This window comes from Streptomyces sp. Isolate_45 (assembly GCF_024721315.2).
Classification (GTDB): Bacteria; Actinomycetota; Actinomycetes; order Streptomycetales; family Streptomycetaceae; genus Streptomyces.
The window spans coordinates 1-24,068 of the sequence record NZ_JANFAK020000023.1 but is presented as its reverse complement, the minus strand read 5'-3'; the positions used below and the strand labels follow the sequence as shown (position 1 = coordinate 24,068).

Genomic DNA, 24,068 nt, shown 5'->3' with positions numbered 1-24,068 from the left:
ACCCGCTGGGACCCGGCGTCGCGTGTTGACGGCGGGAGGAGGTACGGGAACACGCCGGGCCCGGGCCGCGGTCAGTGCGCACCGTGAGCCGGTGGTAGCGGGCAGTGCCCTCCGCCGGAGTGGATCCTCTTCCGCGCCCAGCGTGCCGGCCGGTGGCCGGCGCCGTCGGTGATGCCCCGGGCCGACCGGCGGCGCGGGAATGCGCCCCGGACGGGAAGTACCTCGACGCTTCGGCGCGTGATCAAGGCGCGCGGCGCGGGGCGGCGGCCCTCCCCGCGTGGGTGGGGCACGTCGCCGTTGAACGGGTCCGGGTCAACCGCGGCCTGGTAGTACGTGCCGATTCGGTTCGGCGCGCGCCACCGGGCGAACCGTCATCGGATCAGGAGGACCCTGAGAAGGAGCAGTGAGGAAAGGATCGCGGCCGCCAACAGCGGGGGGCTGGTGAATCGGCGTAGCAGGCTGACCGACCAGGCCACCGATGCCACCGGTCCGCCCACGAGGGTGAGTATGAGGAGGAGCCTGAGGATGCCGACCAGGCCGCCGCTGAAGGTGGAGGCGTGGTTCAGGACGCTCAGAAGCACGTACGAGACGATTGCCAGTGGCAGCCCGAGCAGCCAGATGAACCACGTCTGGCGCCGGTACGTTCCGGGCAACGAGGGCCGTGGGGCGGTTGTCGCCCTCGGCGGGTGCACGGGCGGCGGAGGCGGGGGGAGCGGTGGCATGTGGCCGGCTGTCCCGGCGTGTGCTCCGGGGCTCACCACGTCCGACAACAGCGCGGCGTAGGCGGAGTCCCGGGCGATCTCGTCCGCCAGCACCGGAACGGCGATTGAGGCAGCGCTTTCGCCGGGCTCGTCCCGTAAGCGATCCAAAGCGGCCGTGCCCAGAGCACTCCGGCGGAGTCGGTCCTCGACCAGCACTCGAATCTTCGCCTGCCGTGCGGCCCCCTCCACGGTGCCGCCCCCGTCCCCCGTCAGCATCCGTATCGCCGTGGTCGCCAGCTCCGTACCGTGCATTCCAGCCCCCTCCAGCCGACCTGTGACAGCGGGAACAGATCGTATAGAGGGGCGGACCCGATGCCCAGGCCTGTCACCGACCCCGCCGGACAGGCTCGTCAAGCTGAGTCGGAGCTCGGCTTGCGGGTGGGGTCGCGGACCACCGTCAATCCAGCGGCGGAACCGAACAGGTCGGCGAGCACGCTCGCCGCGTCGGCCGGTGTGCGGACCTCCAGGTGCGGGCCTGGACCGTCTGGATGGAGGGCAGGTACCTCTGCCGGAGTCCGCTGGTCAGTGCCCGTCCGTAGCGTCGAAAGGTGAGGGCTGGAGCGGCCGGCCCCTTGCGGGAAGGAGCACCGGCAATGGGCGGCATCCGCGTGAGCGGGGAGTACCTGGACCGGCTGCTCACCGACAGCTCCGGCACCGACGAGTGCCCTATCAGGAGGCCTTCGCGGAGCCGGCGCAGACGCACCGGGGGCGTCCGGCCGCCGAGGTGCTTCCGCTGTTCGAGCATGCCGCGAGCCGGGCGCTGCTCGGCTTCGCCCGGTCGGATCTGTGAGCAGGCCCGTGCGATCAGCAGCGGTGAGCCGTTCGTGCTGTGGGTGGTCGTCAGCTGAGGTCTCACCGGTGGGTGGGGAGGGACCGGCGGCCGGCCTCATCCTCGGCACGGCCGCCCTGTCCACCGCCTTCCTGGGCCTCCAGGCCCTCCTCGGCATGGTCGGCTTCGCTCTCGGCGGCGCGCTGATGATGCGCCTGGGAGAGCAATATGGTGGTCAGCCGCTGCCGAAGCTTCCGGCGATGGCGCCGGTGGCGCACTGGCGCCGTTCGGCCTGGAAGGTGCTGCTCATGCCCTTCACGGTGCCTCCGAAGGAGCGAAGGTAGCCCTGGAGGCCTTCGCAGTTTTCGGCGGTGGGCATGAAGGTGGAAGAGGGCCGGTCGCCGGCGCCGCCGCCGAAGTCGACGTGCCAGGTTGCCGCGTTGGGAGCCGACCCAAGGAGCTTCGCCTGAGTGGCGATGAGAGCTACTGCTGATGTCCGGCCGCACCGTGATGTCTGCGGAACACGGTTGCGGCGTCGGGAGCGTCACTCCAGAGCCGGCGGGAGGACATGGACCTCATCGGGAAGGTGCGCGTCCGCGGGGGCGAGGGGCAGGGCAGCGGCCCGGTGAAAGCCGCGACCGGGGCCTGGCTGCCGCCCCGCCTCCCCCCGGTGATCGCGTCAGGTGCCGGTCAGTCGGCCCGCTGGTCCGCCTTGTGCTGGGCGTAGGTCATCAGGCCCGCCGAGACGCCGGTGAAGAGGAGTTGACCCCATACGGGTTCGATGAGGTAGGCGTTGACAGGGACGAGGACCGCGACCCAGGCGGCGAAGATGCCGGTTTTCAGTGCCATGTCTACTTGACCTTCGAGGAGAAGCAGGCCGCCAGGGCCGCGCCGGTGGAGTTGACCACGATCTCCTTGGCCTTCTTGTTGTTGATCCTACCGATGGTCAGGGCCGCCGCCCCGGCGATCCCGGCCCGCTTCAGGCACTCCTTCTCGCCTGCGGTGAGGTCCTTGCCTATCAGGGCCTTGCAGTACTTCTCTTTTTCCTTGCCGCTCTTGCTCTTGTCGAAGTAGCAGTTCGCGGTGTTGTACTCCTGGCGGGGGTCCACCGCGAAGGCGGGGGCGGCCGGTGCCACACCCACCGCAACGACGGCCAACGCCAGCGCGGACACAAACTTGATCTTCACGCATTTCCCCATGTCATTCACGGGTACGCCCGGACCGTGTCGGTCCGGCACGCCACCCGATTGACATGAGCATCGGATATCCGCAGGTCAAAGAGCCATCCGCCGCCCGGCCGGACTCTCCCCCGCCACCTGGCGGGGTGGCGGCCGGGAGTCGACGGGTATTGGATGGAGACAGGTCAGAAGGGGGAGGGCATACGGCCCCGGAGGTGTTGCCCGGTGATTCGTGTCGTCGTCGTCGACAACGAGCCCCTCGTACGCGCCGGGTTGAGCCACACCCTGGACGCCGCCGCGGACGTCTGGGTCGCCGCGGCCGTGCCGGTGAGCGGCGCCGTCGCCGCCATACGCGAGCAGGAGCCACGGGTCGTTCTTCTCGACAGCTGTACCGCCGACGCGGCCTACCTGTCCGCGGGCATCGGCAGCCTGGCCCGGCCGCCAAGGGTGTGTGTGCTCTCCCGATCCGCGGACGAGCAGCACATCGCTCTCGCCCTCGCTTCGGGAGCTGCGGGCTACGTACTGAAGAACACCCCGCCCGAGCAACTCGCCCCACTGGTCCGGTTCCTTGCCGAAGGCTGGACCATGACCAGCACAGCCATCACCACCAGCCTCACCCGCCGCTACCTCGCCGACCTCCACCGCGACACGACTGCCACCACCTATCTGGACAACCTCACGCCCCGGGAGAGGGAGGTCCTCACCCACCTCCACCAGGGGATGTCCAACACTGACATAGCCCGCCGGATGCACCTCGCCCACGGCACCGTCAAAGACCACGTCAGCTCGGTCCTCGGCAAGCTCCATGCCACCAACCGCGTCCAAGCAGCCCTGATCGCCGACCGCGCCCCCGCAACCCGACACGAATCCTGACCGGTTCGGGGCCGGTCGGCGACGTCGGGGTCTGCCGCGGCCAGTGCCGCCGCTCGCCGATGGGCGCGGACTGGGTCCTTCTTGAGTCCTCCGGCAGGCGCACGTTCGTCAGTCAGTGTCCTGTCGAAGGCGCCGAAGACGTGGGAGACGCCGGCGGGAAGGCCATCCGCGACAGGCCTCGCCGGTGCGTCTCCACGGGCGGATAGGGCGGTCGCAAGATCTCGAACCACTCGCCGCCCTGTACGAGTGGCGGCATGTCGCCACAAGCTGGGAAGCGGCCATCGCGGCCGGGGTCGCTTCCTGGAACGCGGACGTCAGTAACGTGAGGCTGGTGGAGGCCGCGCCCGGGGCCCGGGCCGGGATCGTCATCGTGGCCACCACCGGTTGGCCGCAGGCCACCCTCGGACCGGTCCGGCCGGGGCGACAGGCGCGAGCTTTCCACGTCCGCGTGCTCGCCAAGGCATGTCCGGGATCGCACCCCGATCCTCAGCGGCGTCTGGTGCACGAGGCCGAGGAACTGCTGGAGTTCCTCCGCGGACGCGGCCCTGACGCAGCCGACGCGCTCCGGCATGCCCAGGTACTGGTGCAGGCCGCCGACCTGGTGACGCGTGCCAGGCAGCACACGGGCCGGAACAGACCATCCATGTCGCACGCGCCCACCCCTACCCCGAGGCCGGCTGGTTCGGGAATACCGGGAGCCCCGCTTGCCCGGGGCCCGGAGCGGGGGCACGGTGGAGGTGGGGGATCAGCCGTCGGGAGAAACCCATGCGACGCTGCAAACGGTTTTCCGGACTGTGCTCAGGACTGCTTGCCACGCTGGTGCTGGCAGCCGTCCCGCCGGCGATGGCTTCCGAGCCGGCACCGCCACCTACACCCACCGGGCCGCCGGAGTACGCGGAAGACATACCCACGGGTACGCCCGAGGGCCTCGCCGAGTACGTGAGTTTCTCCTACGGCAACATCGCCGGCTACTGGACGGACCACTTCAAGAAGCTGGGCCTGGCTGCGCCGTCCGCCTTCTACGCAGTCCCTATGGCCGGGGAAAGTTACCGGACTGCCTGCGACCCCGAACCGATCACATCGAGCACCGAGAGCGTCTTCTACTGTGGGTCGGACCGCTTCACCGGTGAACAGGGCACTACGTACACCGGCGGGATCTTTTTCCCGATCGGCGAGGCGGTAGAACTGCGGAGCGCGAACGGCGACTTCGCGGTGGCGGCCGTCCTGGCGCACGAGTACGGCCACGAGGTCCAGGAGGCCTACATGGAGCAGAGGGGGTGGCGGGACATCGTGTTGATGAGAAACGACAAACCTGTTCTGGATGCGCAGGGTCACACGGTCCCGGTGAAGGAATCGGAGCTGCTGGCGGACTGCTTCAGCGGTGCGTGGAGCAGTCATGCCGAGAAGCAGGGGTATGTGGATCAAGCCGATCTGGGTGCGGCCGTCAACGCCTTCATATCCGTGGCCGACAAGGTGGTCGGCGGAGTCAAGCACCCGCATGGCAGTAAGTACGAGCGAACTGCGGCATACGAGTTGGGCTATCGTCAAGGGGACCCGGAGCGGTGCGTGCAGCAGTACTGGTCCAGCGAGATATTCAAGTAGAAGCCCGGCGGGCGGGCCCGCTGTGGGTCTTCGGGCGCGAGCTACGGAGAATCCCAAGGTTCGTTGTCGGGGCCCGGCCGTTCTCGGTGCCGTGGAGCAGCCATGGGCGGACGCGAGGGTCATTGTGAAGAGGGGCAGGGGTGCGTCACCGTCGAACGGGCCATCAGCCGCCTCAGCGCTTCCCCGTCGTCGCCACCCGCTTCGAGAAGCGCGCCTACACGTACGCCGGCTCCGTCACCTCGCGTTCCTTATCATCTGACTCCGCACATGATCCAAGAAGCAGGCAGGCTCAGCTGTCACCACTGTCACCACTGTCACCACTGTCACCGCTGACATCGGACAGAGGGCCAAGTCACTGCAGATACGACATGAGCTCCGCCGCAAGGCCCCATTCCCCCGGGCTGCAGCTGGGGCCTCCTGCGACGGATTCGTTGAAGTCGCCCATGAAGAATTCGTGTTCAACCTTTTCCCGGTGGCAGCACTCAGGACAGGGGGACAGACAGACACGAGTGAAAGGGAGGGCTGATGCCGCCAGGCACCGAGCACGACTCCGGGCAGGACGTCAGACATGGCGTCAGGCCCGGTTCGGGCGAAGCGGAGCCTGAGCCGGCTTCTCCCTGCTCGGGCCAGGCGGCGAAGCGCCGGGGGATTCCGCGCCGTCGACGATCAGCCCCGCGCTTTGTCCCGCGTCAGGTGCGGGGCCGGCTTGCGGTGTCGAGGTAGAAGGCGTCGATGCTCTGGACGGCCTTCTCGAACTCCTCCAGGTTGACGGGCTTGGTCACGTACGCGTTGGCGTGGCTCGAGTAGGCGCCCACCACGTCGTCGGGTGCGGCGGAGGTGGTGAGGACGACCACGGGGATGGTCTGGAGGTCTTCGTCGGTCTTGAGGACCTTCAGGAGGTCGCGGCCGTTCATGCGGGGCATGTTGAGGTCGAGGACGATCAGGTCGGGGCGGACGCTGCCGGGGGCGCGCAGGTGTTCCAGGGCGGCGACTCCGTCGGTGACCTGGACCAGGTTGCGGGCTCCGCGTTCGGAGAGGGCTTCCTCGATGAGCAGGGCGTCGGCCATGTCGTCCTCGACGAGGAGCACGTCGAAGGGCCGGGCGGGGGTGGTCATCATCGGATGCTCCGTGGGTGCTTCGTCGGTGTGGTTGAAAAGCCCCGGCCAGCGGCGGCGGGCGCCCTGGCGGGTCATGCCGCAGGCGGCGCCCAGTTGTGGGTAGCCGGCCCCCGCGCGGGCGGCGGCGCCGGCCACCTCCCGCTGAAGGCGTTCCGCCGCCTGCTGGAGGTGATCCAGCAGGTGCAGTACGGCCAGGGCGCGCGTGGGATCGTTCGGTGCCGGATGGTCGGGGGTTTCGAGCAGCTGAAGGGCGAGGCGCCGGGCAAGGTCGCCGACGGCCGCGTCCGCGGCCGCGGCGGTCTCCTGCGGGCTGGTCCGCAACACGAAATTCTTGCCAGGCATGTCAGGCACCTTAGACCCCCGATCAGCCCTCGACAACACAAGTTGTCGCCGGCCCTTTAGAGTATGCGAGCCGCACTTCGAGGGCGGCTTCACTGTGGAGGGGTTCACACGATGACCGGCGATCAAGGACCTCCGCGCGCGCGGGGGCTGGCCACGTGGACGACCCGACGGTGGCTGCGCGTGGGCGTGGCCACGGCCCTGGCGGTCCTGGCGCTCCTCGGGGCGACCGGCGCCTGGGTGCTGGGGCGTACCGCCTCGCTGAGCGAGGAGCTCGTCGACACACGCTCGCCCGCGCTGACCACCTCGTTCCGCCTGGAGTCGGCGCTGCTCAACCAGGAGACCGGCATCCGCGGCTACGGCCTCACCGGCACGCCGGAGTTCCTCACCCCCTACCAGAAGGGGCTCACCGAGGAGAAGGAGTTCACCACCCGGCTTCAGGAACTGCTGCGCGGCGACCGCGCGAGCCTGGCAGACCTGGAGGCGGTCCGGACCGCGGTGGAGGCGTGGCAGGAGCGGATCGCCCGGCCGATCGCCGCCTCACCGCAGGGAGAGCCCTCCCCGCTGACCGCGGAACGCGCCGCGGAGGGCAGGACGGCCTTCGACGGCGTGCGGGCAGCCATGCTCGCCCAGCAGGAGCGCCTGCGCACGGACCGGGCCGAGGCCAGGGAAGACCTGCTGGCCACGATGACCCTGCGGAACTGGCTGTTCGTGACGATCGGGGCAGTCATCGTCCTCCTCGCGATTCTGGTGTTCGAGGGGCTGCGGCGGGGCATCACCATGCCACTGGAGCAGCTCGGCGCGGACGCGCGCACGATCGCCGGCGGTGACTTCGGCCACCCCATCACCTCGACCGGCCCCGCCGACCTGCGGCATCTCAGCGGCGAGATCGACTTCATGCGCCGCCGCCTCGTACGGGAGCTCGCGTTCACCGAAGAGGCCCGGCAACGCCTGAACGCACAGGCCGCGGACCTTCAGCGGTCCAACGCCGAGCTGGAGCAGTTCGCCTACGTCGCCTCCCACGATCTCCAGGAACCGTTGCGGAAGATCTCCAGCTTCACCCAGCTCCTGCAGCGCCGGTACGGAGGACAGCTCGATGCCAAGGCCGATCAGTACATCGACTACGCGGTCGACGGCGCGAACCGCATGCAGACCCTCATCAACGACCTGCTCGACTTCTCCCGCGTAGGCCGGGTCCACCACGCCCACCAGGACGTCGACCTGGACAAGGTGTTGAAGCGGACCCTGTCCTCGCTGGACGTGAGCATCGAGGAGGCCGGAGCGGTCATCACCTCGGACCCGCTGCCGACGATCGCCGCCGACCCGACCCAGATGGGCATGCTCTGGCAGAACCTGATCGCCAACGCCGTCAAGTTCCGCCGCCCGGACACGGCGCCGGAGATCCACGTCACCGCGACTCGGGAAGACGCGCTGTGGCGGTTCACCGTCACCGACAACGGCATCGGCATCGACCCCGAGTACGCCGACAAGGTCTTCGTGATCTTCCAGCGGCTCCACACCAAGGACACCTACACCGGCAGCGGCATCGGACTGGCGATGTGCAAGAAGATCGTCGAGTTCCAGGGCGGCACCATCGCCGTCGACCCCGACCACCGGGACGGCGCCCGCATCACCTTCACCCTCGCGCCCGAACCGCCCCGGAGCCCCGTCGCGTCCGTCCTTCCGGAGGCCACCCGCGCCGGCGCGGAGCCGCAGCCATGACCGGAACATCCGCCGCGACCCCCGGCGAGCAGCTCTACCACGTCCTCCTCGTCGAGGACGACGAGGGCGACGCGCTCCTCGTCGAGGAACTCCTGCACGACACCGGCCTGCGATTCGAGCTGACCACCAGGACGACCCTCGCCGAGGCACGCACCGAACTGGCCCACAGCCCGGTCGACTGCGTCCTCCTCGACCTGCACCTGCCGGACGTGGCCGGCATTCACGCGGTCACCACCGTGCGGGAACTGGCCCCGCACACCGCCGTGATCGTCCTGACCGGACTGTCCGAGACCCGGGCCGGCGCCGACGCCATGGCCGCAGGCGCCCAGGACTACCTCGTCAAGGGCAAGGTCGACGCCGACCTGCTCCACCGCACCGTCCGCTACGCCGTCCACCGAAGCCGGACCGAACGCGCCGGCGCCGAAGCCCAGGCCGCCCGCCTACGGGCCGAGGAGAACGCCCGACTGGAACGCGGGCTGCTGCCGCAGCCGCTTCTCAACACCTCAACCGTCACCGTCACCACGCGCTACCTTCCCGGCGCCGAACGCGCACTGCTCGGAGGCGACTTCCTCGACGTCGTGGAGGGCGAGGACGGGCTGCTGCACGCCGTCGTCGGCGACGTCAGCGGCCACGGACCCGACGCCGCCGCCCTCGGCGTCTGCCTTCGCATCGCCTGGCGCTCCCTCATCCTCGGCGGCCACCGAGGGACAGACCTCCTGCACCTGATGGAACGCATCCTGTTCGCCGAGCGGGGCAACCTGCCGCTGTTCGCGACCTGCACCCTGCTCACCCTCGACCAGGACGCCGCCACCGCGACCCTCCACCTCGCCGGCCACCACGAACCCCTCCTCACCACCCAAGAAGGAACCCGCGAGCTGCACGCCACACACGGCACCGCCCTGGGTTTCGCCCCGAATCTCGGAAACCGGCCCCCCACGGTCATCCCGCTCCCCGCGTCCGGAGCCCTGACCCTCTACACCGACGGCCTCACCGAAGGACACAACGGCACCGCCCCCGGCCGCCTCGAAGTCGAAGGACTGCTCGCCCTCATCGACCGCCTGCCCCCGGCCGACCCCGCCGCCTTCGTCGACCGTCTCATCAAAGAGACCCAAGCCCTGAACGCCGGCCGCCACACCGACGACCTCGCCGTCCTGCGCCTCGACTGGGACGGCCGCTGAACACGGATCCGACTCGGCGATACCGCCCGCAAAAGCACATCTGGAGCCTGCCGGACCACCTCCGGTCGGTCTGCGTGGCCTTCGGCAGGAGCAGCGGGGACAGGCCCGGCAGGCCGAGCCCGGCGTGTGGGCGCCGAGGAGCCATCCGAGGAGAACGATCAGCAGGTGGTCCCCGGTCACGGAGGCGATGAAAACGGCTCTGGCGTCGCCGGCGGCACGGAGCTGCGCGGCGTACGGCATGGCGGCTGCCGCGGGCGCCGTGCTGAGCAGGGCGAGCGGTGTCGCACCCCGGGCATGCCCTGCGATCACGGGGTCCGAGGTGAGCCGGCCGAGCGTCCAGCGGCGGGCCCAGGACGTGCTCGACCCGAAGGACCGCGGCACGTATCCGTTGAGGTTCCGTTCGGAAACCCTGTCGCCGGGGCCGACCGGCTTTGGCGAAACTGTCCCCATGAGTACTTCACCCGGGCCGGAGCGGCTCTACGGATACGCCGTGGTCGCGAATGTTCGGCGTGAGATTCCGTACGGCCCGGGCGGGGCGGAGCTCCGCAGTGGGACCAAGCACTTCCCGGCCGGTGGCAAGGTCTGGCTCGCCCCGCCGTGTTGGGACCTCGGCTTCGGGGAGGCTCTCGCGGTCGGCCGGCACAGGGGATCGCCCCGCCTGGCGGGTGTGGTCACGCGTGTGGTTCACCTGGAGAACTTCCGTGTCCGCGCGGTGTACAGCCCCGACCTGTGCCGGAGGCTGGAGACGTATCCGGGGACGGGACTCTGGAGCGCACGGGAGGATGCCGAAGCGCAAGCTGCCGGCTGGTCCACCGGCAAGGACCTCTACCGCACGGCGGGACGGGATCACAGCGGACCGTCGGCCGGGGCGTCGGGATGAAGGGGACCCCGAACCCCGAGGGCAGGAGAGCCGTGCGACGAATCCCGGGGAATGCCTGCCCGGAGCTGCCGGCATGAGCTGCTGGGACCCGATGCCGGCAGCTCCGGGAGTTGGAGCGCGGACCGCTGCCCGACCCGGAGGGTGGGACGTGGACCCCGGCTCCGTCGGCGTCGGCTTGCGGTCTGTGGAGCCCCTGGCCCGACCGGTGGCAGAACCGCGACCGGCGCAACGCGCCCGGCCCGTTCTACGGGGCGGGGACCGACAGTTGCTGGATGGCCGGCTGATCGCGCCCGCCAACGTGCTCTACGAGGAGGAGTGGGGCGCGGAGTTCGTCTACCGCCGGCCCCGGGACCGGACGCAGACCCTGGCGGTGCTGGGGGCCGCCGCCCAGGATCCGCACGGGGGCTACCCCTGCGACGGCGACGACCACTGGACGCCTGAGCCGGCCCGGGCCTGATGGCGCGACCGGGAGCGGGCACGGGAGTGGGTACGGGAATGGGCCGTGGGCCTGAACCGCGTGTGGTCGCTGTTGCTGTCGCGGCGCGGCGACGAGCGGGAGGCCGCCGAGGGCGCCCGCGCGTACCCGGCCCACAACGACGGCGACCTCGAACCCTGGCTGCGCGGCTACCTCTTGCGGCTGTAGGAGGGCCGCCCCGCTCGGCCGGGCGAGGTACTGCACGGGCTGCGAACGCTGCACGTCGAGGCCGATCGTGAGGACGACTCCGGCTCGGGTTGGGAGCGCCGCGGAACGCGGCGGGTGTGACGCCGAGACACGGGTGGAGCCGATGCCGGCGCAGGTCTTGGGGCGCGGACGAGGAGGCAGGTGTTCACCGAAGCCGGCCGGGGCCACTCACCGGACCGGCCGCTTCCACAGCACGATTCACCCGGGTGCGGCTCGGTTGCCGTCCTTGCTGGGCGTGAGGGTGGGGACGCCGGGATGCCGCGGTTGCGCGTCACCGTCCGGACGCCGACGCGTTCACGCCCCGGCGACATCACCCTCCCGAAACAATCCGTAGTCGTCAGCGCGCGGAAAGTAGCGTCTCGTGTCAGTTTGGACGAGGAAGCCGTACCCCAACATGAGGAGTAGCCGTCATGGGCGGTAAGCAGGACAAGCGCCAGGAGCCGGGTAAGGGCCGAGAGGAGCAGCAGCGGCCGCAGCGGCCCGGTCAGGACCCGGTGCGCCCGGTGCCGGGCACCCCCTCGCGTGGCGGTGAGCGCCCGCAGGAGATGGAGCGGCGTCGCGAGGAAGACCTGCGCGACGACGCCTTCTGAGTAGAAGCGGTACCGCATGCGAGCAGAGCCCGGCCGGGCCCGTAGTCACCCGGCCGGGCTCTGTCCTGCCGTGTGCGGTCCTCTGATGATCAGAGCGTGATCGCTCCATTGGAGTACCTCGGTGGTGCGGGCCGTCGCCCACCCACTACGCCAAGAGGCGCGACACCCTGGCCGCGCCGGCCCGCCCGCCGGCTCGCCCGGCCCGGTCGTCGGGCGGTCGAGTGTGCGGGTGTGGGGCGGGGGTAGGCGGTGGGGGACAGGTGTCACCAGCGGCGGGGCGGAGCGTGCCCTACGCGGTCCGCGACCGCGCCTTCCGCGCGACAGACAGCAGGTCGGGATATGGCCAGGCATCCGAAGCCGTCGGAGCCCCCGCAGGGCGAGGGGCCGAGCCGGTTCAAGGGAAGCAAGCAACACGGTTGGTCACCGGATGTGGACGAGACCAGGCAGCAGGACAACCCCAGCGCCCACCGTTCCTTCCACGCGGAGGAATACGCCCCTGCCAAGGGACCCGGTCGGACAGTGTCCAAGGAAGAAGCGGGCAATCCCCACGGCAGGCCCTCGAAGAGCACGGGCAAGCGTGGGGAGGAGCAGAAGAAGGGCTCCGGCGACCAGGGGATGCACGACCTCGGCCCGAAGGGCCGCTCAGGGCGCCCCAGCGGAACCAAGGACGCCTCCGCCACCACCGGTGTCGCCCCTCAGGATCCTCCCGGTACCCGAAGCGGGGGATAACCCCGCCGCCAGATGCTGCGCCGCTGGACCTGACCGGCGCGAAGTCCCTGCTCCCCATCGATGGGACACCACCTGCCTGATCCGCGCGGGCTGCGGAGCGGGAACATTCCGGACTGGTGCACCGTTCATCCATTAGCGAGTGCGGGAGGGGGCCGATGCCCCCGGGCCCAACCAATCGCCTCAGGGCAGATCGTTCGGCTGAAGCGTTGCAGCGACTTCCGTCGCGGGGCGACCACCCCTTACCGCACCCACCCGTTGACGCCCCGCCCGGCCACCCCCCCCGGCCGGCCGGGGCCGGCCCCGATCAGCCTCCCCCCGGCCGGTCGGGGCCCCCGCGACCTCGTCCGCGTCGGCACCGCACTGACGGCACTGAATGGGTGGCCGCCGCCACCCTTTGTTTCCCGGATCGGGACGGCGGCCACGCCGTGGGGCAACCCGCGGCGTCTGCCCCTGGTACTCCACCCGCAGATCGTGATCTTCATGCCTGAGTGGCTTGTCGACGGTAGTGGCTGGCCTGGGACCGAACCGTCCCGCCATCCGGCTCATCAGGCCCTCGAACGCCTCCTGCCGGCGGGCAGGGTCTACGCTGTGGCCTGCGGCCACCGCGTGAACGTTTGTCTTCACACACCGATGATCAACGGGTGGCCGCACCCGTCTCCACAGCGCTTCGGGGGCGCCCAGCGTCCGCTCGCCGTTCCTGTGTCAGGAGGACATGTGCAACGTGGCGAAGTCTGGTGGGTGGAGTTCGACGAGCGGCGGCCGGTCGTGCTGCTGTCGGGAGACGACGCGTCCGGGATCCGGGTGATGCAGGTCGTCGCTCGGGCGGGTGTCGACATCACCGGTCTGGGCGTCGAAGTGGCAGTAGGCGCCGTGGAAGGACTGCCCTTCGAAGGCGTGCTGCGGTTCGCGTTGCCGCGTCCGGGCTTTACTCCTTGCACGTGGCTGACCGCCGTGTCCCGGGACGATCTGATCGAGCGAGCGGGCGTTCTGTCCTCCGCGAAACTCGGCGAGATCGAGAACGCCCTCCGTCTCGGTGAGCAGGCGAAGGAGTGGACCCCGGCGACGACCGCGAAGCTCAGCGAGATAAGGAACGCCCTCCGTCTCGATGGACCCGGGTAGGCGGAGAAGGAACGGACGCCCGCGACGGCGTGGTCGGTCTCGTCCGGATGATCGACGCTGCCGGCTGCCTCCTCGGCGCCCCCCACGATCGAGATCACGAACTACGGCTGGAGTACTACAGCCATTTGTTGCGGCGCAGGGCGCGGTGGATGATCGTGCAGGCGATGATGATGAGTACCCAGACGGCGGGGTAGCCGTAAGGGGATTTCGTTTCGGGCATGTGGTCGAAGTTCATGCCGTAGACGCCGACGATCATGGTGGGGACGGCGATGAGAGCGGCCCAGGCGCTGATGCGGCGCATGTCGGCGTTCTGCTGGACGCCCAGCTGGGAGATGCTGGCGCTGAGCATGCCGGTGATGAGTTCGTCGAAGGACACGATCTGTTCGCTGACCCTCTGGTGGTGGTCGGCCACGTCCCGGAAGTAGGCGGCGACCTCCTTGGGGACCTGCGGGACGGCGCCTTCGCTGAGGCGCTGGAGAGCCGGGGCCAGGGGCATCACCGCGCGCTTGAATTCGAGGAGTTCACGCTTGAGCTGGTAGATGCGCCCCGCGTCGACCGGTCGGTCAGGGGAGAACACCTCGCTCTCCAGGGTGTCCACGTCACCGGCGAAGGCGTCGGCGACATCGACGTAGCGGTCGACGACCAGGTCCGCGACGGCGTGCAGGACGGCGGCGGGGCCGCAGCCCAACTGCTGCGGGTCCTCCTGCAACCGGCGGCGAACGTCGTCGAGCGGCGGGGCGCTGCCGTGTCGGACGGTGATCGCGTAGCCCGGGCCGGCGAACACCATGATCTCCCCGGTGTCGACGATCTCGCTCGTCGCGGTGACCTTCTCGTGGTCGACGTAGACGATCGTCTTCAGGACGAGGAACAGCATGTCGTCGTAGCGTTCCAGCTTCGGACGCTGATGTGCGTGAACGGCGTCTTCCACGGCCAGAGGGTGCAGACCGAAGGCTTCGGCGACCTCCTGCAACTGCTCTTCGCTCGGCTCGAACAGGCCGATCCACGCGAAGCGCCCCTCCAGCGGGTCTACCCGCTCCATGGCCTTGCCCAGGTCCACCTGCCCGGGGATCCGGTGCCCGTCCTCGTAGAGCGCGCAGTCCACCACCGCCGACGGCAACCCCTCGGAATTGCTGTTGTGCTGCTCCGCGACCATGTACTGCCTCTGTCCCTCGCCCGACGTCCAGGCATGCAACCTACCCCCGACCAGCGATTGATCACCCCACTCGTCGGTGGCAAGCCCCATGGGCAGGATTCCCCGAGCCGGTCGAGCCGAGCCGAGCACGAGCACGGCCCGCCGAACGCCGCGATCGGGGCCCCACATGATGGTCAGCGCGCTGTGACGGGATCCACCCGAGCGGTAGCGGCCCGGGGGAGACCGTCGACGGATCCGCTCGTCTTGTGGGCTACGCGATCGGACACCGTGGTCAGCCGGCCGGTGAGCAGGCGCCGTCGCCCGCGAGGCTCGGTCGTGAAACGCGGTGCGGGGGATGGCCGGTACAGGGGATACCCAGCCAGTACATCATCCGTGGCAGGAGCCGAACCTCCTGGTGGGCTGTGACACTGGTCCACAGGACCGTGCCCGTGTCGCCGGCGCCGAAGGTCTACCGATCCCGTCGCCAGGCGCCTCTGCGTGGATCGTGAACGGAGCCAAGGCCGCCCGCCGACTGGCCGGCCGTCTTCGTCATCCGGGAACTGCGAGAGATCGTACGGGAGTTGAGTGGCAACCCTGCCATGCCATCCATGCGGATCAGCGCGGACGAGGACCCCTCCGGGCACGGCATCGGTGCCGGCCCCGGGCCGCGCGTGCAGGGGACGGCCGCCGGCCTCCTGGCCTGGCTGACCGGCCGTTCTGACGGCACTGCCCTCACCGTCGACCCTCCCGGCGCCCTTCCCAGCGTGCCGTCGTGGAGGCAATGACCGGAATCCCGCACTTCCGCACTTAAGACTTCTGCGTGACCTGAAGCGGGAGTTGAGTCAGAGCTGGGGTGTGCCGTCCGGCGGGCCAGGGACATGCGCAAGGGCAGCTGTAGCGGGACTCGCCCCGACACGCGGCCCCGCGACCGGTGCCTGCGCGTAACGCCACTAACGCCGCTAACGCCACGACGCCGATATCGCCGACCTGGACGTCGGCCAGTCCGGGCCGGAACGCGTGAGCACGGCTTCGGAGGCACCGACTTCCGCAGCCCGCCGCAGCCGGCCGACACCGCCCGCCGGCGAGGACGGCGGGCGCGTACTGGTGCCGCCCGCTGACCGGGCATCGGCCGGAGTGCCTACCGGAAATGGCCGGCAGGTGCATGACGGGTTGGTGGGGTGCGGGGCTACCTTCTTAGGGCTCCGGAGGGGCGGCTGTCCGAACGTGCGGGCCACAGGCGGGCGGTGGCGGCTTCTCCAGTGCCCCGGCTCCGCCGAGGGGTCGGGTCCCCCCACGCGTGAAGGAAGACGACCATGTCTCTGGGCATCTGGCTGAAAGCCGGCACATCCGCCGCCGCTCTGGTCCTCGCGGCGGCAACCGCCGCGACCGCGGCACCCGCGCCCGTACCGGACGCCACCGCGGCGGTAGTGACGCTCCGCTATGACGACAGTCGGGCCGGCGGCTGGGAAGCGGCCATCGCGGCCGGGGTCGCTTCCTGGAACGCGAACGTCAGTAACGTAAGGCTGGTGGAGGCCGCGCCCGGGACCCGGGCCGAGATCGTCATCGTGGCCACCACCGGCTGGCCGCAGGCCACCCTCGGACCGGTCCGGCCGGGGCGACAGGTGCGAGTCGAACTCGGTGCGCAGGCCGTGAGCCAGGGGTACGACAAGACGCGCATCGCCGCGCACGAGCTGGGCCACAGCCTGGGCCTGCCGGACAGCAAGCCGGGGCCGTGCTCCCAGCTGATGTCCGGGTCCAGCGCCGGGACGGCCTGCGCCAACGCCGTGCCCAACGCGACGGAGCGGTCCCGCGTGCAGAACGCGTACGCGAACGGGCTCGTGGCAATCGTGCCGACCGACGGCCGGGTACTCATCGACGCCCCCTGACCGTAGAGGTCGGCTGGTGGGCCGGCGCGGGGCCTCGGCCGGGCCGGGACTCGATGGTTCGAGTTCTGGCAGATCTCAGAGGCCCTGCGCGGCCCGAAGGCGTTCGACCTGTGGGAGAGCCGGCCCCTCGGACAGGCGCGGGTAGGGTTCGGGCCCGAGTCCGGAGAGGTCGGCCATGCATGCTCCGACCCGGGTGACGATGCGGTCGATGACGTTGGCGGGTGCGGTGGACCCGTCATCAATGACGGTCATCCGGATACGGATGGTGTCCTCCGGGAATCCCGGCTGGTCGAGGTCCTCGTACCGCACGGTCGCCAAGGTGCCGTTCTCATGGACGGTGGGGCAGGCAGCGACAGCCTCGCGCAACTGCGCGTAGACGGTCTCTGCCGACAAGTAGGACGAGAGGAGGTTCACTCCCGGGCTCCCGGGCTCCCGGGCTCGTCGGTGTCGACTGTCTGGGCGACAGCGGCATGCGCACCCCGCCGGCTGAACAGACCCCACATGGTGGAGCACGGGGCCGACAGCTGTGTCGGTGACAGGGCTGTCAGGCTTCACATAGGAGAGTTCGGGGCCTTCCCCATAGCTCTCCGAAGACCGCTTCCGCGCGATCGGGTCAAGGCCCGGCGGCGGCCGACCAGGTCGTGGCCGCTAGAGTCACAGCCATGGGGGATCGGACACGTGTGAAGCACTGCAAGCAGTGCCGTCGGCCGCTCGACGAGCGCGGTCGGTGGAGACGCCCGAAGCGGTTCTGCAGCCGCCGGCACCGCCTGAGGTACTGGGTGGAAGAGATCTTGGACGCCGTCCTGAGCTAGTGACTCGCCCCACTCACCGCTTGGCCCGGTTGGTCTGAACCCGTGCGGCTACGACCCGCGGTGGCGCGCACCGTGCTCGTGCCGTGGTGCCGCACCGGCTTCGCAGCGCGAGGGGAACGCCTGTGGCTGAGGTGCTGGTCATCCCTCATGGGTACGGGCCGACCGTTGGCGTTCGTCAGTTTGCCGAGCCACTGACAACGCGCGTAACACCGAGCGGGTCCGGCCGCTCCTGCCGGCGGGCCATCTGCCGCCAACCGCCGTGCGGGAGTTCCGTGACCGGGCTGCCGCCGCACCCCGAACCTTGCCGCGCCGGACGGGACTGAAACCGGCGGGGCGGCACGGCGATCCGCCCGCGATTGCAGGCCGGGGCTTACATGCCGGCCGCTCGTCGCGAGGCATCGTCGCTGCGATCAGGCTCCGAGGCGGGGTCGGGTCTCCCTGGTCGTCCGGCGCTTGAGAGCGCGCCGTTCGTTTTCCGTCAGGCCGCCGCACACACCCATGTCCTGGCCCCCCTCGAGGGCCCACTCCAGGCATTCGCTCAGGACCGGGCAGCGTCGGCTTCTCTGGGGGCTGGTCCTGTGTGGTGGGACGTTGCACCGGAGGGCTATGTTGATCTTCTGAAGATCGTTCTCTGGGGGTGCGGCTCTGTGGCGGGTTGTTGCATCAACCGTCGGACCATGGAGTTGCATTGCGTGCCTTTCCTGTCAGATCGCCCTCTGGCGTGCGGTATTGGACGGTCGTCGATGACGGCTAGGAGGTCGTGTTCATCGCTGATCAGTGGCTGAGGTTCTTGCGGTTCGGTCGAAGCCGTTCCGAGTTGACGACGAAGGCGTACGCCGGCGGGATAGCGCTGTACCTGCGGTGGTGCCGGGCAACAGGGCGCGAATGGTCCGTCGCTGCGCGGGACCTGGGCCTGTTCATGGTCTGGCTGAAGTACACGCCGTCATCGCTGGATGATGATCCGGCGCCGGTGGTGCTGGGGCCGGTGCCGACCCGGCTCGCAAAGAGCGGAGGGTCAACGGCGTTCTGACGGCGGTGCGGGGGCTGCTGTCCTACGCGGTGTCGGTCGGTGAGGCACCGAGGTCGGTGCTCGGACAGATCTACGAGCTGGCCGACAGCCGGGACCTGCCGGTGGAGGCCCAGGGTGAAGACTCTGGCCTGACCTACCGGCTGCGAGCTGTCCACCGGAGCCAGGAGCCGGAGGCCGAGGTGGACCGGGCCACCGACGAAGAGCTGGTGGCGATGTTCCTGGAGTGCCGCAACGCCCGTGACCGGCTGATCGTGCTGCTGCTCGGCAGGGTCGGGCTGCGCCGCGGCCAAGCGGCCGGTCTGCACCGCAGTGACTGTCACCTGCTTCCCGACTCGCGGGCCCTGGGCTGCGACTACAGCGGTGCCCACCTCCACGTCCGGCGGCGAGACAACAGCAACCGGGCCTGGTCGAAGTCGAAGCAGGCATGGACACAGCCGTTGGACTTCTTGGTGGTCCAGGCTTTCGACCAGTACGTCGATGAGCGCCACGAAGTACTCGGGGCGGGCGGCAGCGACTTCCTGCTCGTGAACCTGTTCCGCGAGCCGCTGGGGGCGCCGATGCCGCCGGACGCGCTGGGCGAGCTGTTCGAGCGGCTGAGCCAGCGGGCCGGGCTGTCGCGGAAGGTCGGTCCCCACATGGCCCGCCGGGCTTTCGGCAGCAACGTCGCGGACGCCGGCGGGTCGGCGGACGAGGTGCAGGCCCTGCTCGGCCAGACACACCCGGAGTCGCCCAGGCCCTACCTGATTCCCGACCGGGCCCGATTGCGCGAGGCGATCGAACGCGTTCCCTCCCCGCGGTCCCTGCACAGGTCGGGGGAGAAGTGATCGGGACACCTCTGCCGCTGGCCCATGAGCTTCAGGACCTGCGGACCCAGGTCATCATCGACGCCTTGGACGCAGAGTTCCTGAGCCTAGTGAGCTGGGACTGGGAGGCGCGTGTCGTGCGCTACCCCAAGGTCCACCCGGTGCTGGGCATGCCGGACTGCGAGATCCCCGGCTGCACGAAGGGCACCCCGCTCGGCGAACCGGTCTGTGTCGGCCGCTGGCGGCGGTCCGGTCTGTCCTTCGAGGACTTCGCCGCGGTCCCGAGGGAGAGTGCCTATCACCGCTCCGACGGGCAGGTCCTCTGTCGTGTCCCGGGCTGCCAGCGGCCGCCCCGGCTGGTCACTCATGGTCTTTGCACCACTCACCAGGCACGCTGGCACAGCTCGTCCGAGCTGACCGTGGAGGACTTCCTGCGGAACTCCCCGCAGCAGGGGCTGCCCGGGTTCGGACCCTGCCAGGTCACCGCCTACTACCGGCTGCGCGGCTCGGAACGGATCCGCTACTGCGAGGTCCACCGAGGCCGCCTCAACCGCGAACGGCGGTCGGGGACCTTCGACGGAGACGAGGAACGGTGGCGCCTGACGTCGTCGTCGGTGCCGGTCAACCGCGAAGTCAGCCTGCGCGGGCTGCCTGACCGGCTGGTCGCGGAACTCCTCTACTGCCTTCAGGTCCGCACCGCCCGGCAGGCGAAGACCAAGGATCACCGGATGCGGCACATCAGCGATCAGCTGCGTCTGCTCCAGGTCCCGAGCCTGGAGACGCTGGGAGAGGACGACCTGATCCGCGCGGGGATGGTCGATGACCTGCGGATGATCATCCGGGGTGCACAGACCGCGCTGCGCAGGCTGGGGGCGACTACGGAGACCGAGCGGCTCAAGGACATCTGGGACCTGTTCGTCTTCGGCCACCAGGGCACCCTCACGTTCAGCCGGATCCACCAGCGTCCCCTGCGGGAGGCGGTCAAGGTCTGGGCCTATGACGAACTCCCTCGGCGTCGCGGCCGGCATGTCGCCAGCTCCATGCAGAACATGATCCGCGGCATGGAACAGCTCTCGGACAGCCTGCGGCTGCAGCGAGACGACAAGGGGCATGAGCTTCGGCTTCTGAGCCGCACGGACATGGTCAGCTTCTGCAACCGCGTCGCGTTCCTCGCCGAGACCGGCGCCTTCGGGGCTCACCACCGGGTCAACGTGATCCGCTACGTCCGCAGAATCGTGAACCGGATCCGTGTCCTGGGCCTCACCGGCCCCGGCCAGATACTCGAGGGCCTGCCGGCGGACTTCTCCCTGTCCATGGAGGACATCCCCGACGAGCCCGAGGACACCGAGGCTGGACGGGATCTGCCGGACGAGGTGATGCGGGAACTCTGCGACAACTTCGATCTGCTGGAGAAGATGAGCAACCGGGAATACCGCGTCGCGGCCGAGCTGCTTGTCGACACCGGCCGGCGGCCGGACGAGATCAGCACGCTGGCGCTGGAGTGTCTGGGCAAGGACCCGGACGGAACCTTGGTCCTGATCTACGACAACTCCAAGAACTACCGGCTGGGCCGTCGTCTGCCGATCGCGAAGGCGACCGCTGCCGTGATCACCGAACAGCAGGAGCGGGTGCGTGAACGCTTCCCCGACACTCCGGCCGACAAGCTCAAGCTGCTGCCGAGCCCGCTGGCCAACCCCGCAGGAACGAAGCCGATCGGTTCGATCGGCGACGCCCACCGGGCCTGGGTCAACGCTCTGCCCGACATCATGTTTCCGGTCGTCGTCGAGGTCGACGGGCAGCTGGTGACGAAGCTGCTGCCGTTCGACAAGTCCAAGATCTTTCCCTACGCCTACCGGCACTCCTTCGCTCAGCGGCACGCGGACGCCAACATCGACCCCGACGTGCTCATGGATTTGATGGACCATCGTGAACTCTCCACAACTCAGGGCTATTACCGGGTCAGCCAGGAGCGACGACGTGAGGCCGTCGACCGGGTCACCGCGTTGCAGTTCGACCGCCGCGGCACCCGCGTCTGGCGCAAAGCACAAGGACTCCTGGACTCCGAGCACGTGCGGCGGGCCATCGGCGAAGTCGCCACGGCCTACGGCATCTGCCTGGAACCCCACAACGTCGCGGCCGGCGGCCAGAGCTGCCCACTGCGCTTCCGCTGCATCGGCTGCGACCACTTCCGCACCGACGTCTCCTACTTGCCTGACCTGGAGCGATACCTCTCTGATCTCCTGCGCAGCCGCGAACGACTGATGTCGGCCTTCGAGGCCGACGACTGGGCCCGCAGCGGAGCGATGCCCTCCGAGGAGGAGATCAGCCGGGTCCGCCGTCTGATCAACCGGGTCAAGGCCGACCTGGACGACCTCTCCGACGAAGAACGTGCCCAGATCGAAGACGCGGTCGCTGTGGTCCGCCGCGGCCGCTCGGTGATGCTTGGCATGCCTCGCGTCGGCCAGCCGCTTCCCGATGTCAGGCCCTGGAGGCTTCCATGATCCCTGCCATGCGCGACGGCCGACAGGCCGACACCGAGCGGCGCCGCCAGCGCGTCGCCACCGCAGTCAAGAACGCCGCGAGGAACGGCACGCCCATCAGCGTCTCGGCCATCGCCCGGCAAGCCGGAGTCGATCGCAGCTTCCTCTACCGTCACCGCGACCTGCTGGAGATCGTGCACGCGGCCGAGCTCGAACCTGCGACTCAGGACCCGGCAGGCACTTCGCCGGTGAGCCGGGCCTCGCTCCAAGCCGATCTCGCGAACGCCCAGGCTCGCAACGCCCGCCTTGCCGCCCGCGTCCAGCAGTTGGAGAAGCGGTTGTCGCAGGTGCTGGGGACTCAGGCATGGCAGGAGTCGGGGCTCGGGGCTCCATCGGACATCGACGAGCTCCAGCGGAAGATCACGAGACTGGAGCAGCGTAACGTCGAACTGGCCTCCGCGTTGGAGGAGGCCCGATCCGATCTCGATGCCGCGCGGGCGGCCAACCGGGACCTGACGAGAGCGCTGAACCAACGCGGCTGAGGCGGTCCAGGTTGTCCCGTGCCGTCGAAGGCGGCACGGGACAACCTGAGTCACTTCCCTGCGCGCATCAGCAGATGCCCCCGGCGAAACCGTTCCCCCTCGCATGGCTCACGCAGCATCCGGCCGACCTCGGTGAAGCCGGCCTCACCGGCCAGCCCTGCAAGGTCGTCGATCGGCCATCGGTAGGCTGTCGTCACCTTGTGGTCGAACGCCGTGGTCGGCTCACCTTCCGACTCGAAGAAGGCGAGCAGAAGAGTTCCGTCGGGTGCGAGTACCCGACGGAACTCGGCGAAGTACGGTGGCACGTCCTGCGGTGGGGCGTGAATGACCGAGTACCAGGACACGATGCCTTGCAACTGGCCATCGGCCAGGTCGAGGGCATCCATGGAACCGACCTCGAACCGCAGGTCCGGGTATGTCTCCCGCGCGAGATCGATCATCACTGGCGACAGGTCGACGCCGAAGACGTCCAGCCCCAGATCCCGCAGGTGAGCGGTGACAGGTCCAGGGCCGCATCCCAGCTCGGCGACGGGCCCGGAGCCGGCGGCCCGCACAGCTTCGGCGAACGCGGCGAGCACCGCGCGATCCAGCGGAAGAGTGTTGAGGTCATCGCGGGGCAATTCGGCATAGAGAACGGCGACGGCATCGTACGCGTCAGCTGTCGCACCGTGATACGAGGAAAGTTCAGTCACAAGCGAGGACCCTAGAGCCTTCCTGACGCAGACGGCTGACTATCGGACAGGTCCACTGGCGACTGCTCGAAGCAACAGTGGCGCCACATGTGTTGCACACGATAGTGTCGCTCACACCGGCACTGAGCTGCACAAAGTGGTCCCCACTCGCCTCGCGCCACACGGTTACCCCTAGAGAAGGCGGCATACCGCCTTTGCCTCCTCGATCTGGAGCAGGGCCGGGCCGCTGGTGCCGACCGGGAAGAACAGGTCCGGGTCTGCCTGTCGGCAGGCCGCCTGGTGGCGCCAATCCATCTCGTGCCTCCGTTCGAGTTGCCGGACTACTTCTTCTGTTCGCCTGGCCAATACCGCCGGCTCCATGCAGACCATCGACAGCGTCTTCCCTCCTTCCCCCGTTTCTCCCCAACAGCCGGGCACGGCTTCGTTTAACGCAGGCGCGTGGGGTAGGCGGGACGCATGTTCAGGCATCGACGTGTGCGTACGGCCGTTGTACTCATGATCAGCTGGGTGGTGTTGGCAGGTGTCGAGCGTTGGGGCGAGGTCGCGTCCTGGCCGAAGGCCGTTGTCAGCGGGCTGCTGTGGGCGGTGGTGGTGACCGGCGCCTGGTGGTTCGCCGAATGGACGCAGGTGAGCCGGCAGCGCGGCATGAGCCGGTCGGAGCGCCGCCATGTGAAGGTGAACGACCGGGGGCGGTAGACCGTGTCCGCGGTCGCGGTCGCGGGCACCGACGACGTGCGCGGCCGTGCCCGGCGTTCGCCGCGGGGCGGAGCCCGGGGAGACCTGGTCCAACAGCGACTCGGGCGTGGATCCTCGTCCAGGGACCCTTGGCCAGGCAGGCGGCGACCACGGGGCGTATGCCCCCGGGACACTGCGGAGAGGTCTTCCTGCGGAGCGGAGGACGCGCTGTTCCGTAGCCCGCCCGCCCAGTCGCCGGTGTCTGCGAGCTTCCCGGGCAGACGGCCAGGTCGGCGGGCAGGGGAGTGTGGGATGACTCGGCTTCGGCGCGTCCGCACTTCTCAGTGCGGCCAATGGTGTGAAGCCCTGCTGGTGTTGTGAGGTGGAACGGCTCCCCGTTGAACAGCAACATGACTCACGAAACTTGTTTCGCGTATTGCTTGACGGGTGTGGGTGTTGGGCGCGATGCTCTGGGG

The 24,068-nt window shown here is 69.4% G+C and carries 24 protein-coding genes and 4 pseudogenes; 19 read left to right on the top strand and 9 right to left on the bottom strand.

Annotation, left to right across the window (positions count from 1 at the left end):
* Nucleotides 1-371 precede the first annotated feature (371 nt).
* On the bottom strand, nt 372-1,013 hold the full coding sequence (locus NOD94_RS10395; protein WP_281205520.1) for a hypothetical protein: 642 nt from the start codon (nt 1,011-1,013) through the stop codon (nt 372-374).
* A 409-nt stretch (nt 1,014-1,422) separates the two neighbouring features.
* Between NOD94_RS10395 and NOD94_RS10390 the strand changes: the two genes are divergently transcribed.
* Nucleotides 1,423-1,551: a hypothetical protein gene (locus NOD94_RS10390; RefSeq protein WP_281205519.1), complete on the top strand. Its 129-nt coding sequence runs from the start codon at nt 1,423-1,425 to the stop codon at nt 1,549-1,551.
* A 68-nt stretch (nt 1,552-1,619) separates the two neighbouring features.
* Nucleotides 1,620-1,874: a hypothetical protein gene (locus NOD94_RS10385; RefSeq protein WP_281205518.1), complete on the top strand. Its 255-nt coding sequence runs from the start codon at nt 1,620-1,622 to the stop codon at nt 1,872-1,874.
* A gap of 346 nt (nt 1,875-2,220) precedes the next feature.
* Here the strand turns inward: NOD94_RS10385 and NOD94_RS10380 are convergent, their stop codons facing one another.
* Both NOD94_RS10380 and NOD94_RS10375 read right to left on the bottom strand, forming a co-directional pair.
* Complete coding sequence (locus tag NOD94_RS10380; protein WP_281205517.1) at nt 2,221-2,379, bottom strand: hypothetical protein; 159 nt, start codon at nt 2,377-2,379, stop codon at nt 2,221-2,223.
* Between the two features lie 2 nt (nt 2,380-2,381).
* A complete protein-coding gene (locus tag NOD94_RS10375) occupies nt 2,382-2,717 on the bottom strand; it encodes a hypothetical protein (protein ID WP_281205516.1) in 336 nt (111 codons plus the stop codon).
* Between the two features lie 216 nt (nt 2,718-2,933).
* Between NOD94_RS10375 and NOD94_RS10370 the strand changes: the two genes are divergently transcribed.
* The 3 genes and pseudogenes from NOD94_RS10370 (at nt 2,934) to NOD94_RS10360 (ending at nt 5,183) form a co-directional block, all read left to right on the top strand.
* Complete coding sequence (locus NOD94_RS10370; RefSeq protein WP_281205515.1) at nt 2,934-3,581, top strand: response regulator transcription factor; 648 nt, start codon at nt 2,934-2,936, stop codon at nt 3,579-3,581.
* A 268-nt stretch (nt 3,582-3,849) separates the two neighbouring features.
* A pseudogene (locus NOD94_RS10365) lies at nt 3,850-4,044 on the top strand (hypothetical protein); the annotation flags it as partial.
* 302 nt (nt 4,045-4,346) lie between these two features.
* On the top strand, nt 4,347-5,183 hold the full coding sequence (locus NOD94_RS10360) for a neutral zinc metallopeptidase (RefSeq protein WP_281205514.1): 837 nt from the start codon (nt 4,347-4,349) through the stop codon (nt 5,181-5,183).
* 689 nt (nt 5,184-5,872) lie between these two features.
* Here NOD94_RS10360 and NOD94_RS10355 read toward each other — a convergent pair.
* Nucleotides 5,873-6,643, bottom strand: a complete 771-nt coding sequence (locus NOD94_RS10355; RefSeq protein WP_281205513.1) for a response regulator — start codon at nt 6,641-6,643, stop codon at nt 5,873-5,875.
* A 111-nt stretch (nt 6,644-6,754) separates the two neighbouring features.
* On the opposite strand from NOD94_RS10355, the gene NOD94_RS10350 reads away from it, so the two are divergent.
* The 7 genes from NOD94_RS10350 to NOD94_RS10315 all read left to right on the top strand — a co-directional run bounded on the left by NOD94_RS10350 (nt 6,755) and on the right by NOD94_RS10315 (nt 13,540).
* Nucleotides 6,755-8,362 (top strand): ATP-binding protein, encoded by a 1,608-nt coding sequence (locus tag NOD94_RS10350; RefSeq protein WP_281205512.1) that lies wholly within the window; start codon nt 6,755-6,757, stop codon nt 8,360-8,362.
* On the top strand, nt 8,359-9,540 hold the full coding sequence (locus NOD94_RS10345) for a SpoIIE family protein phosphatase (protein WP_281205511.1): 1,182 nt from the start codon (nt 8,359-8,361) through the stop codon (nt 9,538-9,540). The genes NOD94_RS10350 and NOD94_RS10345 overlap by 4 nt, the downstream gene beginning before the upstream one ends.
* A 448-nt stretch (nt 9,541-9,988) precedes the next feature.
* Nucleotides 9,989-10,420: a hypothetical protein gene (locus NOD94_RS10340; RefSeq protein WP_281205510.1), complete on the top strand. Its 432-nt coding sequence runs from the start codon at nt 9,989-9,991 to the stop codon at nt 10,418-10,420.
* 265 nt (nt 10,421-10,685) lie between these two features.
* On the top strand, nt 10,686-10,877 hold the full coding sequence (locus tag NOD94_RS10335) for a hypothetical protein (RefSeq protein WP_281205509.1): 192 nt from the start codon (nt 10,686-10,688) through the stop codon (nt 10,875-10,877).
* A gap of 45 nt (nt 10,878-10,922) precedes the next feature.
* Nucleotides 10,923-11,063 carry a hypothetical protein gene (locus tag NOD94_RS10330; protein WP_281205508.1) on the top strand — a complete coding sequence of 47 codons (141 nt, stop codon included), beginning with the start codon at nt 10,923-10,925 and terminating at the stop codon, nt 11,061-11,063.
* 449 nt (nt 11,064-11,512) lie between these two features.
* A complete protein-coding gene (locus NOD94_RS10325) occupies nt 11,513-11,692 on the top strand; it encodes a hypothetical protein (RefSeq protein WP_281205507.1) in 180 nt (59 codons plus the stop codon).
* Nucleotides 11,693-13,135: 1,443 nt separating this feature from the next.
* Complete coding sequence (locus NOD94_RS10315; protein ID WP_281205505.1) at nt 13,136-13,540, top strand: type II toxin-antitoxin system PemK/MazF family toxin; 405 nt, start codon at nt 13,136-13,138, stop codon at nt 13,538-13,540.
* Nucleotides 13,541-13,655: 115 nt separating this feature from the next.
* Here NOD94_RS10315 and NOD94_RS10310 read toward each other — a convergent pair whose 3' ends face one another.
* Nucleotides 13,656-14,693, bottom strand: a complete 1,038-nt coding sequence (locus tag NOD94_RS10310; RefSeq protein WP_281205504.1) for a magnesium and cobalt transport protein CorA — start codon at nt 14,691-14,693, stop codon at nt 13,656-13,658.
* A 521-nt stretch (nt 14,694-15,214) separates the two neighbouring features.
* Here NOD94_RS10310 and NOD94_RS10305 point away from each other — a divergent pair.
* A pseudogene (locus tag NOD94_RS10305) lies at nt 15,215-15,457 on the top strand (maleylpyruvate isomerase); the annotation flags it as partial.
* Nucleotides 15,458-15,985: 528 nt separating this feature from the next.
* Nucleotides 15,986-16,558: a snapalysin family zinc-dependent metalloprotease gene (locus NOD94_RS10300; protein ID WP_281205503.1), complete on the top strand. Its 573-nt coding sequence runs from the start codon at nt 15,986-15,988 to the stop codon at nt 16,556-16,558.
* A gap of 75 nt (nt 16,559-16,633) precedes the next feature.
* Here the strand turns inward: NOD94_RS10300 and NOD94_RS10295 are convergent, their stop codons facing one another.
* Complete coding sequence (locus NOD94_RS10295) at nt 16,634-16,972, bottom strand: hypothetical protein (RefSeq protein ID WP_281205502.1); 339 nt, start codon at nt 16,970-16,972, stop codon at nt 16,634-16,636.
* Nucleotides 16,973-17,780: 808 nt separating this feature from the next.
* Nucleotides 17,781-17,927, bottom strand: a pseudogene (locus tag NOD94_RS10290) (WhiB family transcriptional regulator); the annotation flags it as partial.
* 203 nt (nt 17,928-18,130) lie between these two features.
* Between NOD94_RS10290 and NOD94_RS10285 the strand changes: the two are divergent.
* From NOD94_RS10285 to NOD94_RS10270, 4 genes are read left to right on the top strand one after another with little or no spacing between them, the layout of a single operon-like run.
* A complete protein-coding gene (locus NOD94_RS10285; protein ID WP_281205501.1) occupies nt 18,131-18,400 on the top strand; it encodes a hypothetical protein in 270 nt (89 codons plus the stop codon).
* Nucleotides 18,401-18,405: 5 nt separating this feature from the next.
* Nucleotides 18,406-19,224 (top strand): site-specific integrase, encoded by an 819-nt coding sequence (locus tag NOD94_RS10280; RefSeq protein ID WP_281205500.1) that lies wholly within the window; start codon nt 18,406-18,408, stop codon nt 19,222-19,224.
* Nucleotides 19,221-21,704: a site-specific integrase gene (locus NOD94_RS10275; RefSeq protein ID WP_281205499.1), complete on the top strand. Its 2,484-nt coding sequence runs from the start codon at nt 19,221-19,223 to the stop codon at nt 21,702-21,704. The genes NOD94_RS10280 and NOD94_RS10275 overlap by 4 nt, the downstream gene beginning before the upstream one ends.
* Nucleotides 21,701-22,225, top strand: a complete 525-nt coding sequence (locus NOD94_RS10270) for a DUF6262 family protein (protein ID WP_281205498.1) — start codon at nt 21,701-21,703, stop codon at nt 22,223-22,225. Before NOD94_RS10275 ends, NOD94_RS10270 begins: the two co-directional genes overlap by 4 nt.
* A 50-nt stretch (nt 22,226-22,275) precedes the next feature.
* Here NOD94_RS10270 and NOD94_RS10265 read toward each other — a convergent pair whose 3' ends face one another.
* Both NOD94_RS10265 and NOD94_RS10260 read right to left on the bottom strand, forming a co-directional pair.
* Entirely contained in the window at nt 22,276-22,917 is a 642-nt protein-coding gene (locus tag NOD94_RS10265) for a class I SAM-dependent methyltransferase (protein WP_281205497.1), read from the bottom strand.
* 180 nt (nt 22,918-23,097) lie between these two features.
* Nucleotides 23,098-23,211 (bottom strand): annotated as a pseudogene (locus NOD94_RS10260) (WhiB family transcriptional regulator); the annotation flags it as partial.
* Nucleotides 23,212-23,424: 213 nt separating this feature from the next.
* Here NOD94_RS10260 and NOD94_RS10255 point away from each other — a divergent pair.
* Nucleotides 23,425-23,613, top strand: coding sequence for a hypothetical protein (locus tag NOD94_RS10255; RefSeq protein WP_281205496.1), 189 nt, complete (start codon nt 23,425-23,427; stop codon nt 23,611-23,613).
* Nucleotides 23,614-24,068 lie beyond the last annotated feature (455 nt).

Coding starts and splice junctions, on each gene's coding strand:
- NOD94_RS10355 (WP_281205513.1), bottom strand. CDS start 6,643: ATGCCTGGCAAGAATTTCGTGTTGCGGACCAGCCCGCAGGAGACCGCC.
- NOD94_RS10310 (WP_281205504.1), bottom strand. CDS start 14,693: ATGGTCGCGGAGCAGCACAACAGCAATTCCGAGGGGTTGCCGTCGGCG.
- NOD94_RS10380 (WP_281205517.1), bottom strand. CDS start 2,379: ATGGCACTGAAAACCGGCATCTTCGCCGCCTGGGTCGCGGTCCTCGTC.
- NOD94_RS10300 (WP_281205503.1), top strand. CDS start 15,986: ATGTCTCTGGGCATCTGGCTGAAAGCCGGCACATCCGCCGCCGCTCTG.
- NOD94_RS10395 (WP_281205520.1), bottom strand. CDS start 1,013: ATGCACGGTACGGAGCTGGCGACCACGGCGATACGGATGCTGACGGGG.
- NOD94_RS10325 (WP_281205507.1), top strand. CDS start 11,513: ATGGGCGGTAAGCAGGACAAGCGCCAGGAGCCGGGTAAGGGCCGAGAG.
- NOD94_RS10270 (WP_281205498.1), top strand. CDS start 21,701: ATGATCCCTGCCATGCGCGACGGCCGACAGGCCGACACCGAGCGGCGC.
- NOD94_RS10345 (WP_281205511.1), top strand. CDS start 8,359: ATGACCGGAACATCCGCCGCGACCCCCGGCGAGCAGCTCTACCACGTC.
- NOD94_RS10360 (WP_281205514.1), top strand. CDS start 4,347: ATGCGACGCTGCAAACGGTTTTCCGGACTGTGCTCAGGACTGCTTGCC.
- NOD94_RS10350 (WP_281205512.1), top strand. CDS start 6,755: ATGACCGGCGATCAAGGACCTCCGCGCGCGCGGGGGCTGGCCACGTGG.
- NOD94_RS10340 (WP_281205510.1), top strand. CDS start 9,989: ATGAGTACTTCACCCGGGCCGGAGCGGCTCTACGGATACGCCGTGGTC.